Source organism: Candidatus Limnocylindria bacterium (assembly GCA_036523395.1).
Taxonomy (GTDB): domain Bacteria; phylum Chloroflexota; class Limnocylindria; order P2-11E; family P2-11E; genus CF-39.
Window position 1 is genome coordinate 1 of record DATDEH010000035.1, and the last position, 13,656, is coordinate 13,656.

General features: G+C 68.5%; 16 protein-coding genes. 13 read left to right on the forward strand and 3 right to left on the reverse strand.

Translation table 11 applies throughout. The features are described from left to right. The 4 genes from VI056_03840 to VI056_03855 form a co-directional block, all read left to right on the forward strand. The coding region (locus VI056_03840) for a class II aldolase/adducin family protein (GenBank protein ID HEY6202151.1) at positions 1-457 on the forward strand (457 nt) is incomplete at its 5' end. 37 nt (positions 458-494) lie between these two features. Further along, positions 495-1,262 (forward strand): FCD domain-containing protein, encoded by a 768-nt coding sequence (locus VI056_03845; GenBank protein ID HEY6202152.1) that lies wholly within the window; start codon positions 495-497, stop codon positions 1,260-1,262. After that, the gene (locus tag VI056_03850) at positions 1,259-1,843 is read left to right on the forward strand and encodes a UbiX family flavin prenyltransferase (protein HEY6202153.1); all 585 of its coding nucleotides are present in this window, start codon (positions 1,259-1,261) and stop codon (positions 1,841-1,843) included. The genes VI056_03845 and VI056_03850 overlap by 4 nt, the downstream gene beginning before the upstream one ends. Before the next feature lie 131 nt (positions 1,844-1,974). Next, the gene (locus tag VI056_03855; protein ID HEY6202154.1) at positions 1,975-2,556 is read left to right on the forward strand and encodes a DUF1684 domain-containing protein; all 582 of its coding nucleotides are present in this window, start codon (positions 1,975-1,977) and stop codon (positions 2,554-2,556) included. Here the strand turns inward: VI056_03855 and VI056_03860 are convergent. Next, complete coding sequence (locus VI056_03860) at positions 2,553-3,953, reverse strand: dihydroorotase family protein (GenBank protein HEY6202155.1); 1,401 nt, start codon at positions 3,951-3,953, stop codon at positions 2,553-2,555. The two genes, VI056_03855 and VI056_03860, sit on opposite strands and share 4 nt — an antisense overlap. Then, on the reverse strand, positions 3,950-4,921 hold the full coding sequence (locus VI056_03865; GenBank protein HEY6202156.1) for an alpha/beta hydrolase: 972 nt from the start codon (positions 4,919-4,921) through the stop codon (positions 3,950-3,952). The genes VI056_03860 and VI056_03865 overlap by 4 nt, the downstream gene beginning before the upstream one ends. 19 nt (positions 4,922-4,940) lie before the next feature. On the opposite strand from VI056_03865, the gene VI056_03870 reads away from it, so the two are divergent. The 6 genes from VI056_03870 to VI056_03895 are packed head-to-tail and all read left to right on the forward strand — an operon-like array spanning position 4,941 to position 10,689. Continuing rightward, complete coding sequence (locus VI056_03870; GenBank protein ID HEY6202157.1) at positions 4,941-6,155, forward strand: MFS transporter; 1,215 nt, start codon at positions 4,941-4,943, stop codon at positions 6,153-6,155. Between the two features lie 33 nt (positions 6,156-6,188). Then, positions 6,189-7,226: a cupin domain-containing protein gene (locus VI056_03875; GenBank protein ID HEY6202158.1), complete on the forward strand. Its 1,038-nt coding sequence runs from the start codon at positions 6,189-6,191 to the stop codon at positions 7,224-7,226. Between the two features lie 26 nt (positions 7,227-7,252). Next, positions 7,253-8,236: a cupin domain-containing protein gene (locus VI056_03880; protein ID HEY6202159.1), complete on the forward strand. Its 984-nt coding sequence runs from the start codon at positions 7,253-7,255 to the stop codon at positions 8,234-8,236. Next, positions 8,233-9,078 carry an ABC transporter permease gene (locus VI056_03885; protein ID HEY6202160.1) on the forward strand — a complete coding sequence of 282 codons (846 nt, stop codon included), beginning with the start codon at positions 8,233-8,235 and terminating at the stop codon, positions 9,076-9,078. The genes VI056_03880 and VI056_03885 overlap by 4 nt, the downstream gene beginning before the upstream one ends. Position 9,079: 1 nt before the next feature. Beyond that, entirely contained in the window at positions 9,080-9,883 is an 804-nt protein-coding gene (locus VI056_03890) for an ABC transporter ATP-binding protein (protein HEY6202161.1), read from the forward strand. Continuing rightward, positions 9,880-10,689: an ABC transporter permease gene (locus tag VI056_03895; GenBank protein ID HEY6202162.1), complete on the forward strand. Its 810-nt coding sequence runs from the start codon at positions 9,880-9,882 to the stop codon at positions 10,687-10,689. Before VI056_03890 ends, VI056_03895 begins: the two co-directional genes overlap by 4 nt. Before the next feature lie 15 nt (positions 10,690-10,704). Here the strand turns inward: VI056_03895 and VI056_03900 are convergent, their stop codons facing one another. After that, on the reverse strand, positions 10,705-11,466 hold the full coding sequence (locus VI056_03900) for an SDR family oxidoreductase (GenBank protein HEY6202163.1): 762 nt from the start codon (positions 11,464-11,466) through the stop codon (positions 10,705-10,707). 45 nt (positions 11,467-11,511) lie between these two features. On the opposite strand from VI056_03900, the gene VI056_03905 reads away from it, so the two are divergent. The 3 genes from VI056_03905 to VI056_03915 all read left to right on the forward strand — a co-directional run. Then, positions 11,512-12,771, forward strand: a complete 1,260-nt coding sequence (locus tag VI056_03905; protein ID HEY6202164.1) for an MFS transporter — start codon at positions 11,512-11,514, stop codon at positions 12,769-12,771. Positions 12,772-12,776: 5 nt separating this feature from the next. Continuing rightward, positions 12,777-12,986 carry a ferredoxin gene (locus VI056_03910; protein HEY6202165.1) on the forward strand — a complete coding sequence of 70 codons (210 nt, stop codon included), beginning with the start codon at positions 12,777-12,779 and terminating at the stop codon, positions 12,984-12,986. Next, on the forward strand, positions 12,983-13,656 hold a 674-nt coding region (locus tag VI056_03915), incomplete at its 3' end, for a hypothetical protein (protein ID HEY6202166.1). The genes VI056_03910 and VI056_03915, both read left to right, overlap by 4 nt.

The window sequence follows — 13,656 nt, forward strand, 5'->3', positions numbered from 1 at the left end:
TCGCGCGCGCCGTGACGCGGGCAGCGTCGCGCATTTCCATCCACGCGCCGCCACCGCGCTCGCGGTCGCGGGCCGGCCGCTCATCGTCGCCTCAAATGCAGGCGCGTGGTTCGGCGGCACCGTCCCGGTGTACGACGATCCCGAGCTGGTCCGGACGGATGCGCTCGGCCAGGCGGTCGCGCAGGCTCTGGGCGCGTCGCGCGCCGCGCTCCTGCGCGGCCACGGAGCGGTGGTGCTGGGCGAGGACATCCCGGACTGCGTCACCGCTGCCCTGTTCCTCGAAGAGAGCGCCGAGCGGCTGATCCTCTCCGCCTCGATGGGCAAGCCCCGCGAGTACACGGCCGACGAGATCGCGCGCGTCCGCGCGGGGCTCGTGCAGCGGTCGGTGAGCCTCAAGACCTGGAACGACGCGGTCGAGCGCGCACGCATCGCCGGTCGCCTCGACGATCTTGATTAAGCGACCGGACGCCAAGAGTGGTCATACCATTCCGTTCGTGTTCACCCCGGTGCGCCAGGCGCGCGTTTCGGGCGAGATCGTTTCGCAGATCGAGCGCGCCATCTTCGCGACCGAGCTCTCCCCGGGCGACCGCCTGCAGTCGGAGCGCGAGCTCGCCGAGCAGTTCGGCGTCTCCCGCATCACCGTGCGCGACGCGCTGCGCGTTCTCGAGGCGCGCGGCCTCATTCGCGTCAAGGTCGGCGCGACCGGTGGGGCGTTCGTCGAGGAAGCGAATACCGACCGTGTCGCCGAGTCCATCTCGACACTGATCAAGCTGAAGCGTATGACCTTGTCCGAGCTCGCCGAGGCACGCAAGATCGTGGAGGCGGCGACCGCCGAGCTCGCCGCCCAGCGCGCGGACGCGGCGGCGGTGAGCCGGCTCCAGCAGAACGTCGAGCGCGCGCGCCCGCTGCTCCGCGAGCCGATCACGCATGCGGACGCGAGCATGGATTTTCACGTCGAGCTCGCGCGCGCCGCGGGCAACGAGGTCCTGTACGCGACCGTCGCGGCGTACCGCGAGCTGCTGGTCCCCAGCATCCGCGACGTGCGCGATGAGAAATCCGGCCGCGCGACGCAGCGCGCGCACGAGGAGCTCGTCGAGGCGGTGCGCCGGCGCGACAGCGAGGGAGCGCGCGAGATCATGATCGTGCACCTTTCGGACTTCGAGAAGCGTTTGCGCCGGCGCCTCGCCGAGCGTGCGGAGCCACAGCAAGCGGCCGCGCTGCCCGCGCCGCGGTTGGTCCGCACGCAGCGCCGCCGGGCGTGAGCGCCCCGCGCCGCATCGTCGTCGCGCTCTCGGGCGCGTCGGGCGCGATCTACGGGATCCGGGCCCTCGAGGTCATCCGCCAGGATCGCTCCGTGGAGCTGCACGCGATCGTGTCGTCCGGCGCGCGGGCGACCATCGCGTATGAGACCGACCGCAGCTTCGACGACGTCGTCGGTCTCGCCGATGTCGTGCACGACGAGAAGAACCTCGCCGCCTCCCTCGCGAGCGGGACGTTCCTCACCGCTGGGATGCTCGTCGCGCCCTGCAGCATGCGGACGATGTCCGCGATCGCGAACGCCCTCGACGACAACCTCATCGTGCGCGCCGCTGACGTTCACCTCAAGGAGCGGCGCAAGCTTGTCTTGATGGTGCGCGAGACGCCGCTCAACGCGAACCACCTGAGGCTCATGCACGAGCTCGCGCTCGCCGGTGCGGTCATCCTGCCGCCAGTGCCCGGCTTCTATCAGAAGCCGACGACGCTCATGGACCTGGTGGATCACAGCGTCGGAAAGGCGCTGGACCAGCTCGACATCGGGCATTCGCTCTTCCGGCGCTGGACCGGGCCGGAGCCGCAGCGCTGACCGACGAGGCGCGCGCGGCAGAGAGAGCGCGCGAGGACTTCAAAGCGTGGCTGCGCGGTCCGTCCTCATATCTCGCCGCCGTCGCGAGGCACGAGCTCCCCGTCGGGGAGGCGCTGCGCCTCCACGGTCACGTGATCGAGGCGCTGAGCGATGGCTTCCGCGTCGACGGCGCGTTCAGCGGCCCCCGCGAGGTGGAGGCCGGCCGCTATCGCCTGCGTCTCTCGCACCAGAACATGCCGGCCGTCGTCGTCTTGGATGCTGAGGCGCCTCGTGCCGATGTGGCGCCCGAATGGTTTCCCTACGACGAGAAGTACCGGTTCATCGTGCCGCTCGAGCGCGACCCGGCGGACCTGCGTATCGGCTCGACGCGCGAGCGGGACCGTTCGGCGACGCGCGCGGGGTGGCTCCGCTTCGACGTCGCGGGCGTTCCCGGTCGCGTGATGGCGCTGCATATGAACGAGCCCGGTGTCGCGCACGATGCGCTCGAGGTGTACTTCACCGATGCCACCAGCGGACGAGAGTCGTACCGCATGCGCTACGTCGAGGTATCGTCTGCGGCCGGCGGTCGCTACGTGCTCGACTTCAATCGCGCGTACAACCCGGCCTGCGCGTACTCACCTCACTACAACTGCCCGATCCCGCCGCCAGAGAACCACCTCGCCATAAGGGTGCCCGCCGGTGAGCGGATGCCGCGCGGCGGAGAGCGGTCCTAGGCTCGAGCCGCGACGTGGTCGGCCGCGCGCACCGCCTGCTTTCCGTAGCCGTCGCGCACGGCGATCTTCCCGTCGTCGTAGATCGCCTCGCCGCGCAGGAACGTATACCGCGCGACGCCGCGGACCTCACGCCCCGCGTAGGGCGTCCAGCCGCACTTGCTGAGCACGTCCTCGTCGCGGATCGTCCGGCGCTCCGCGAGGTCCACCAGCACGATGTCGGCGTCGGCCCCCACGCGGATCGCGCCCTTGCGCGGGTAGAGACCGAAGAGCTTCGCGGGTCGGGTCGCCGTCGCATCGGCGACGCGCTCCAGGGGGAGCTTGCCGTCGTTCACGTCGGTCAGCAGGAGCGAGAGATAGAACTGCTCCGACGGAGTGCCGGTGTGCGCCTTCCACCCGTCCTTCCACCCTGGTTCCTTCTCTTCGCGCAGGTGTGGCGCGTGGTCGGTGGCCATGATGTCGACGGTGCCGTCGCGGAAACCGTCGTACACCGCCTTCGAGTGATGCGGCGCGACGTAGTAGGACAGCGCGTACGAGCCGAGCCGCTCGATGTTCTTCCAGTCATTGCCGAGCCAGAAGCACCACGGGTTCACCTCGGCGGAGACGGTCCGCCCCGCCGCCTTGGCGGCGCGCAGCATCTCGACGACGCGCTTCGTCTGCGTGTGCAGCAGATGCAGTCGCACGCCGGTCGCTTCCTGCAGCCGCAGGAGTAACGCGACGGCCGTGTCCCAGATGACCCCGTCGTCGTGCGCGTACGCCTTCGCGTACGCGGCGTAATCGCGCTCGCCACGGTCCCAGTATTCGCGCTCGATCGCGTCCATCAGCGACTGGTCATGCGGATGGATCATCAGGGGGAGGCCCGTGGCCTTGACCGCCTTCATGCGCTTGTACAGCTCGCCGTGCTCGTGGAGGCCGATGCCGGGCATATGCGGGTACGAGCGGCCCGTGTCGACGACCATGAAGATCTTGAACGCGAGGATGCCGCGCTCCGCGAGCTTCGGGATCTCGTCGAGCTGCACGCCCGACGCGTTGACGTTGTAGTCGATCATCGCGCGCTGCCGGTAGAGCGCGAGCATCTCGTCGAGGTTCGCGGCGGTCGTCGGCGGCGGGTTCACATTCGGCATCGCGACCGACGTCGTCACGCCTCCCTCCGCGCACTGCCGGCCGATCGCCGCCAGGTCCTCCTTGTGGCTGAAGCCGGGCTCGCGGTGGTGTGAGTGCATGTCGATGAGGCCGGGGAGCGCGACGAGGCCATCCGCCTTGATCTCGCGCTTGCCCTTAGGCGCCGCGCCGGCCCCCGTCACCGCAGCGATGCGCTCGCCGTCGATCGCGATGTCGGCCTGGCGCGTCCCTTCCTCGAGGACCACCTTCGCTCCGCGGATGACGATGTCGTGCGTCATGCCGGCGCTCTTTCCGGCGCCGCGGTGCCCACGATGACCTCTTCGGAGATCCGGAAGGGCTCGGCGTTCTTGACCACCGTTTCTCTCTCCTTGAGCACGAGCACGCGGAGCCAGCGCACCATCATCGGGATCACCTCAGCCGCGTACTGCTTGTACGCGGCGTAGTGCGTCGTCCCGCGCTGCATCACGAGCTTCTTCGGGGTGCCGCACCTTGCGAACAGGGCGTTCGCGTGGTCGGTCGGCGTGACCGCATCGTCCTCGACGGCGACGATCATGACCCCGTGCGCGGCGGGCGCGACGTCGATCGGTCGATACTCGATGATCGCCTGGGCGCAGCTCAGCGGGACGGCGCTCGGGATGCGTGCGTCTACATCTGCCTTCACGGTACTGGCACGGCGCTCGGCGGTCTGGATCATGATCTCGTCCCGGGGATGCACGAGGACGCCCATCCCCGTGGCGGCGCGCTGGCGCCGATCGGCCTCCACCCGCGCGAGGAATTCGTTCCATTCAGCGTCGCTGCCGCGCATGCGGCGCAGCCAATCACGTCCGTCGCTCACCGGGACCTGACTGATCGTCGCGCGGATGTCCGGCTCAGCCGCCGCGACGAGGACCGCATTGCCGCCGCCGGTGCCACCGCTGCCGAAGATCGCGCCGCGCTCGCCATCGACGTCCGATCGCGAGCGCATGTAGGCGATCGCGTTGCGCCAGTCCTCGAGCTGCCACGTCGGCGAGATGAAGCCGCGGTCGCCTTCGCTCTCGCCGAAGCCGCGGTAATCGAAGATGAGGACGGCGAAGCCGGCGTCGGTGAACGCCTGGTGATACGGCGCGTACAGCTTTGCGTCAGCGAGACCGAGCCAGCCCGGCCCCTGCACGACGAATGGAAGCCGATCCGCGGCGACATCGGGTCGATGCAGGAAGCCACGAAGCCGCGCACCGCCACTGTAGAAATGCACGGTCTCTGTCCTCACGCACACATAATGCGCGACCGTGCCGACCATCGCTCGACCCTTCATGGCCGTGCTGCTGATCGCCGCCGCGATCACGACGACGAAAGGGACCGTCGAGATCACGTACCCGCCGTATCTGGCGGGCTACGGCTACACGCTGTCGCTCATCGGATTCCTGACAGCGCTCATCGCCGCGCTCCAGCTCATTTCGCGCCTGCCCGTCGGCGTCGCCTACCGGGCCGATCGCGTGAAGCGGCAGTTCGCACTCGCGCTCGTGGCCTTCGCGCTATCCACGAGCGGCTTCGCGTTCGCGGCGGGCGCGCCGCTCGTGGTCGCGGGACTGAGCATCCTCCACGGCTTCGCGTTCGGCAGCCTCGGGACGCTCGGCCTCGCGCTCGCGATCGACGTGAGCGGCGGTCGTCGGGCCGGTGTCTCGATGGCGTGGTACACGGCCGCGAACTCGACCGGGTATGCGACCGGCGCGCTCATCGGAGGCGCGCTCGCGGACACGATCGGGATCCCGGCGACGCTCGGCCTCATCGGGCTGTTGCCGCTTGTCGCGGCGGTGGCCGTGATGGCGCTGCCCCCCGTCGAGGCCGCGCCGTTCCCATCCGACCGCGGCAGCGGGCTCCGCGGTCTTCTCGCGGCCGGCCTCCGACTCGACAGCCGCGTCTGGCTCGCGTTCGTCATCGTCCTGTACCTCAACGTCCTGATGGACAGCGTCGACACCTTCTTCCCGGTGTTCGCACCGACGATCGGGATCTCGCTTGCGACGGTCGGCCTCCTGCGCGCGATCAAGAGCGGCTCAGCCATCTTCATCCGCTCGACCGGCGTGGTGCTCCTTCGTGCGGTCGACTACCACCGCGTGACCCTCGTCGCCGTCGTCGCCGCCGCCGCGGCGGCCTTCGCTCTTCCGCTCTCGAGCTCTCTCGCGATCCTCGTGCCGGTCTTCGTCGTCTCCGGTCTCGCGCGAGGAGTCCTGCGCGCGACGAGTGCCGCGACCGTCGCGGAGCTTCGCAACGAAGGGCGGGACGTCGGGCTCGCATCGGGCATCTACAACTCCGGGCTCGATATCGGAACGATCGTGGGACCGGCGCTGGGTGGACTGATCGCGAGCGCGTTCGGGATCCCAGCGATGTTCCAGATCATCGCGGTGCTGAGCCTGGTCGCCTGGCTCGCGGTCGCTGTTTCGAGCCCGACGACGCGCGCGGCCGCCGGACTGGGGAAACGTCATACCATTGGACCAACGGCGTAAGCGCGACCTTCATCACATCCGGAGGAGATCGACTTGGGCGAGGACGGCCGCACCTTTCTGCGTGGCTTCGGCTCGGAGACATATGGGCTCGATGAGTTCCGCAGGAAGCAGCGAAGCGTTCCGCGCGTCCGTCGCGCCGGCACGGTCACCGACGACGCGAGCGTCGGTCACTCGGGCGATTCCGACGCCAAGCAGTCGCGCACCTGGTGGATGCTTGGGCCGGGCGACGAGCCGTTCCTCACGCAGACGCTGCAGGTCCACTTCGTCGAGCTCCTGCCCGGCGGGACGAATCACGGTCACGGCCACCAGAACGAGGCGCACTTCTACATCCTCGAGGGCAAGGGCTACGAGATCCACGACGGGAAGCGCTACGACTGGGAGAAGGACGACCTCGTGATCGTCCACACCGACAGCAAGCACAAGCACCACAACCGCTCCACGACCGAGCGCGCGCTCGCGCTGGTGCTGAAAGCAAAGACCTCGTGGATGGTCCTGGGCCTCATCCAGCAGGGACGATCCGCACCGTTCGCGAACGAGGCCGGTTTCGGTCCGCGGCAGGAGTGGTCACAGCTCTGGAGTCCCGGGTGGGAATCGAAGAAGAAGGTGATCAAGCCCTCGGACACGAAGTGGGAGACCACGCGGGACGGCCGGGTGCGAAAGATCGTCGACCAGGAACGCACCGACGCGCGCACGCACAGCCTGGACCTCTACCAGCAGGAGATCCCGGTCGGCGGGCGCTCGGGAAAGCACTGGCACATGGCGGACGAAGCGGTCTACGTGATCTCGGGCACTGGCTACAGCCTTCAGTGGGACGTCGAGGCCGAGATCGATGACCGTTACTACGCGCGTATCGCCAAGGAGCCGACGCGCTGGGAGTTCTCGGCCGGTGACCTGCTTTACGTTCCGCAGAACACCGTTCATCAGCAGTTCAACACCGGCGCGGAGCCCCTTGTCGTGCTGTCGGCGCAGAACCGGCTCTTCAAGCTGCTGGGCTACGACAGCGTGAGGTATCTCGAGGACGCTCCGGGTTCCAGCGGAGAGGCGCGCGAAGCGGTCACCGCGGGCGACTGACTCTCGTCGCGCCATACCATCGGGCGGTGAGCGATTTCTACAGCGCCTGGCTGCGCGAGAGTGCGCAGCTCGAGGCGAAGGTGGGGCGTGGTCCCGTCGTTGCGCGCGGTCGCGATCTCGAGTGGATCGAGACGCCTCAGGATGCGCGCACGGCGATGCTGATCGGCGACGCAGCGGGCTTCCCGACGCAGGGCACCGCGCTCGTCAAAGCGGAGATCCCCGCTGGATCGCGCACCGGTCGTCACGTGCACGGCGAAGAGGCGATCCACATCGTCGCCGGCACCGGCTTCAGCGTCATCGGCGGCGCGCGCTATGACTGGAAGGCAGGCACGACGCTCCACGTCCCGTATCGCGCCGAGCATCAACACGTGAACACCGGGAAATCTCCTGCCTTCTATGTCTCCGCGCTGACCCCCGAGCTCGATTTCGCCGTCAAGCTTGGGCGGCTCGAGCAGCTCGAAGAGAAAGGCCAGGGCTACGCCGAGCTCGCGCGGCGATACCCGGCGGAGTCATCCCAGTTCGCCGCCGACGGTCGCCGTATCGCGCTCCACATCGAGGATGCGCTGGACGAGAAGGCGCGGCGCCTGGCGGGTCACGCGCATCCGACGAAGAAGGACAAGGGCGCGCACCGGCATGCCGGGATATGGATCCTCATGGGCGGCAGCGAGAGCCCGAGCGAGGAGACCAACGGATTCCGCGCGAAGGCCGCCGCGATGACGAACATCTTCGAAGAGACGCCGCATTCGAGCAGCCACAAGCACGCGCACACCGAGGCGATGCTGTACGTCCTCGAGGGTCGCGGCTATTCGCTGATCGACGGCGAGCGCTACGACTGGGAAGAGGGCGACGCCGTGCACGTCCCGCCACGCATGACGGTGCACGAGCATTTCAACGATTCCGACGCGCGCACACGGACGCTGCGGATCGAGTTCGGCATTCGCTACTTCTACGAAGCGCTCTGGGGCGGATACGAGAAGGTGCAGGGCAAGCTCGAGGCCACGGCGCGATGACCGAGACGGCCTTCCGCGTCATCCACGCGCGCGTGCCCAAGCGCCGCAATCCCGTGGCGCGCTGGTATCGCCGTAACGAGCGCGCGGTCTTGAGCGCGGCCGGCATTGTCTCATTCGTCGCCGCGTGGCAGATCGGCGCGGATGCCGGCCTGATCGACAAGTTCTTCTTCAGCTCGCCGCTCGACGTCCTCACGGCCGGCGTGGCGGAGGTGCAGAAGCCGCGCTTCTGGGAGGACGTGAAGATCAGCGCGGTCGAGCTCGGCCTCGGCACGCTCATCGCGCTGGTCACGAGCGTGCCGATCGGCATCGCGATCGGGTGGTACCGCCGCGTGTCGTTGACGTTCGACCCGTGGCTCAACTTCTTCAACGCTCTGCCGCGTGTTGCCCTCATCCCACTGGTCGTCCTGTGGGCCGGTCTGGGCGTCGAGATGAAGACGATCATCGTGTTCTTCGGAGGGTTCTTCTCGATCGTCCTGCCGACCGTCGAGGGCGTGAGGACCGTCGATCGTCAGTTCCTCGACGTAGCGCGCAGCTTCCGAGCGCCGCAGCGGCTGATCTTCACGTCGCTCGTGATCCCGGGGACGCTGCCGTTCATCGTGAGCGGCATCCGCCTCGCCGTCGGTCGCGTGCTGGCCGGAGTGATCATCGCCGAGTTCTACGCACAGACCTCTGGCCTCGGCGTGATGGTCGCGAGGTCCGCGGCGACGCTGCAGCCCGACCGGATGCTCTTCGGCGTCCTCATCTTCACGATCCTCGGGATCGGTCTCACCGAGGGCATCGGTATCGCCGAGCGCTACTTCCAACGCTGGCGCCCGAGCATCGACCTGGAAGAGGCGGCATGACGTGAGGACCGAACACCTCGCCCTGAGCGCGCGCGGCGTGAAGATGCAGTACCGGGATCGCGGGACGGGGAACGCCCTGCTCGCGATCGACAACATCGACCTGGACGTCCCCGACGGCGCATTCGTCAGCCTCCTCGGGCCGAGCGGTTGCGGGAAGTCGACGTTCCTCAAGATCGTCAACGGACTGCTGCCAGCCACGGCCGGCGAGATCAAGCTGCACCGTGTGGCGAAGGGACGCGAGGACGCCATGGTGTTCCAGGACGCGGCGCTCTTCCCGTGGTACTCGGTGCTCGACAACGTCGCCTACGGGCTGGTGTGCGCGGGTGTCCCGCGCGGCGAAGCGCGCAGGCGCGCCGCGCCCTTCATCGACCTCGTCGGGCTCAAGGGGTTCGACGACAAATACCCGTACCAGCTCTCGGGTGGGATGCAGCAGCGCGCGAACCTCGCCCGCGCCCTCGCGGTCGACTCGGCGATCCTCCTGATGGACGAGCCATTCGCCGCGCTCGACGCGCAGACGCGCGAGATGATGCAGGCGGAGCTGCTTCGGATCTGGAACGCCGCGAAGAAGACCGTGCTCTTCGTCACGCATCAGATCGACGAGGCGGTGTATCTGTCGGACCGGGTTGTCGTCATGGCAGCCCGACCCGGCCGCGTCATCGCTGACATCCAGATCGACCTGCCGCGGCCACGGGATCTCAGCGTGAAGCGGACTCCTGCATTCGCGGTGTACGAAGAGCAGATCTGGCGACTCATCGCGGGGCAATACGGGAAGACGCAGGCCCCGCAGCCGGACGCGGCATCGTGATCGCTGTGCGCCCCGCGCCCGGTCAGTGGCTCGCGCGCCTGCGCGCGGGGAACGAACGCGTCTTCTACGGGGTCGCCGGCTTCGTCGGCTTGATCGTCTTCTGGGAGGTCGCCGCGAACACCGGGATCTTCCGCAAGTCTCTGGTGAGCGCGCCGTCGTCGGTCTGGAGGGCCGCGGTCACTGACTTCGGCAACGGCACGATCTGGCCGCACATCGCAGCGAGCACCGGGGAGTTCGCGGTCGGCTTCCTGGTGTCACTGGCGATCGGCATCCCGCTGGGTCTCGCGATCGGCTGGTTCCGCCGGGTCGACTACTTCTTCAACGGGCTGCTTGCCGGGCTCAATGCCACGCCCAACGTCGCGCTCATCCCGCTCATCGTCCTCATTGCCGGCATCGGGTTCGAGTCGAAGGTGATCGTGGTGTTCCTCTCCGCGTTCTTCGCCGTGGTCGTCACCACGTTCACCGGCGTGCAGTCGATCGCGCGACGCCATCTCGAGATCACTCGGAGCTTCGGCGGCTCGCGCTGGCTCGCCTTCCGCACCGTCGCGCTCCCGAGCACGATCCCGTACATCCTGAGTGGCATCCGGATCGGCGCCGGCCGCGCGCTGGTCGGCGTGGTGAGCGCGGAGTTCCTCTCAGCGAATGTCGGCCTCGGCTACTACATCGGCTTCTTCGGGGTCTTCCTCGACACCGCTCGAGTGATGCTGGGCATCGTCCTGTTCGGCATCTTCGGCGTCGTACTCGGCGAGGTCATCCGCGTCGCCGAGCACCGTTATGACGTCTGGCGCCCGGAGCTGCATCGCTAGTCGACGCGTGTCAGGTCAATTGAACGCGCTCCCGCCGTCGACGAGCAGCGTCTGCCCGGTGATGAACTCGCTGTCGTCGGACATGAGGAACGCGATCGTGCCGACCAGATCCCCGGGCTTCTCGACCCGCTGAAGGCAGCGGACCTTCACCGGCGCCTCGCGCATCGCGACGGTCTCCTCGTTCGGCTCCTCTTCGCTGAGCGTGCTGCCCGGACATACGACGTTCACGCGGATCCACGCGCCGCCGAGCTCGCGAGCGAGCGTGCGGCTGAACCCGATGAGCGCACTCTTCGATGCGACGTAGTGGGCGCGCGTCGGGACGCCGCGGAACACCGTGCTCGACGCGATGTTCACGATGCTCCCGCCGCCCGACTTGCGGAGGTAGGGAAGCACCGACTTGCATCCGTACCACGCCGCCTTGGTGTTGAGCGTGAAGGCCTGATCCCATTCGGCGTCGGGGATGTCCTCGAAGTTGCAGCGCGTGATCGGGATGACGTTCAGCATCCCGGCGTTGTTCACGAGCCCGCTGATGCCACCGAACTCCTTTGCGGCCCCGGCGGCCGCCCGCTCGAAGGCCGCGAGATCGCGCACGTCGGTCTTGATCGCGATGGCCTTGCCTTTCTTCGCGCGGATGCCGGCCGCGACCTCTTCGTTGCGCGCACCGTCGATGTCCAGCAGCGCGACGTTCGCGCCATCGGCCGCGAGCCGTTCGCTGTACGCGCGCCCGATGCCGTGCGCGGCACCGCTGACGAGGATCGTCTTGCCTTCGAGTCGCATGTGTTCTCTCCCTCGGCTGATGTCCGACGCGTTTAGATTGACACAGTGAGCCTCGCCATCGGCGCGCGACGTCGGCTGGGGATATTCGGACAGGGCCCGTTCGCGGTGTACTGGACCGGCGGATTCCTCTCGAACGTCGGGACGTGGCTGCAGGCGGTCGCGGGGTCCGTCTTCGTGTACGACCGTACCGGCTCCGCGTTCGCCGTCGGCGTGCTCAACTTCGCGACCTTCATCCCGATCGTGCTGTTCTCGCTCCCCGGTGGCGTGATCTCGGACCGCAGAGACCGCCGCGCCATCGTCATCGCGACGCAGGTCATCTCCGGCGTATTCGCCGTCAGCCTGGCGCTGCTCACGTTCGCGGGCGCGGCGACCGAGCTGCATGTCATCGCGACCGCGTTCGCGCTGCAGACGTCCTGGGCCGTGGCCAAGCCCGCGCTCACCGCGATGCTGCCCGCGCTCGTGACGCGTGATGAGCTTCCGCAGGCCGTCGGGCTCAACACACTGCAGTTCATGACCGGTCAGCTGGTCGGGCCGCTGCTCGCCACACTGGTGCTTGCCACGGGCGGTTACGCGTGGGCATTCGCGATCAACGCGGCGACGTTCCTCGCGCCGATCATCGCGATGGTCTATCTCTATCGCCACGGACTGGGCGGGTCGCTGGAGACCGCCGCGACCCGCGCGTCCCTGGCGCGTCAGAGCATCACCGCGTACGTGCGGACACAGCCGTGGATCGCTTTTGTTCTTCTCGCCGTCGTGATGACGAGCGCCATCAGCGAGGTCGTTCGCACGACTGCACCGGTGCTGGTGACGGAACGGCTCGGCCGCCCGAGCAGCGACGCGGGGCTCGTCATCGCCGCGCAGGGCCTCGGTTACGTGGGCGGGATCCTCGTCCTCACCCTTCTCCGGCGCCGCGACGTGGCGCGCACGGTCGCGTCCTTCGGCCTCGTCCTCCAGGCGTGCGGCCTGATGGTCGCGAGCGCGGCGACCGCGTTGGCGGTCGCCGCGGTCGGTCTCATCGCGATCGGCATGGGCTTCGCGCTGTGCCTGCCCGTCGTCACCGCGGCGCTGCAATCAGAGGTGCCAGATCACATCCGCGGTCGGCTGATGTCGTTCCACCAGATCGCGCTTCTCGGCAACCGCCCCTTCACCGCGCTCGCCGCGGGCGCGATCGCCGCGACGTTCGGCGTGCCCGCCGCGCTGCTCGCCGCGACGCTCTTCGTTCCGGTCGGACTGTTCGCGGTGCGCGCGGCGTGGCGGAACCTCGGTGCACAATCGCCCGCGGTGAGCGCGCAGGTGTCACTGTGACGACCATGCAGGTCAGCGTGGGTCCGGACCTCTGCATCGGCACCGCCGAGTGCGTGCGCATCCTGCCGAGCGGCTTCCGGATCGATGAGTCGCGCGGCGTCTCGGTGCCGCAGCCCGCCGCAGGCACCGCCGGCCTCGAGCTCCTCGCCGAAGTCGTGCGGTCGTGCCCGACGGGCGCGGTCCGCGTCCTGGACGCGGAAGGGAACGCGGTGTGAGCGACGACGGCCTGCTCACCGAGTTCACGGCGTCGATCGAGTTCGACAAGTACGAGGACATCCGCGCCGCGCTGTTCGATCCGAACCTCTCGCGGAGCTTCGACAAGCGGTCGTATGAAGAGGGGAACATCCGCAGCGGCATCGTGTCGATCGCGCACGGCGCCGTCCATCGCGCGCGTCGACGCGTCGAGAACACGCAGTTCCGCGCCGACGTGCTGCGGCTCTACGAGCGCGACCTCTTCCCGCGGGTGATGAACGATCTGCTCGACGTCCTCATCGATCGGGAGCGCGTCGACCTGTTCCCCATTGGAGAGATGCTCAGCGTCGTCCTCGCGGCGCGTCGCGCGGGGATCGAGTACGACGCGGCGGATCTCGACGATCTCCGGACCCTCGTCCGACATGTCGACGCGTTCTCGCAGGGCAGCGCGATCCTCGATGCGAAGGACCCGGACGCAGTCCGCGCGCTGGTGCGCGCGACGTACGCGGAGTTCGCGCGCGACTTCGTCCGGCCCGCGTGGGCGACGCGGGCCGCGCTCATCGCACGCGTCGGGCGCGGCGAGCTCGCCGCGGAGGAGCTGCCGCACGACATCCTCACGATCCTGTTGCTCCACCGCGACGATGCGCACATGGCGCTCGAGGACGACGCGCGGATCGTTCGCGAGGTCGCGAC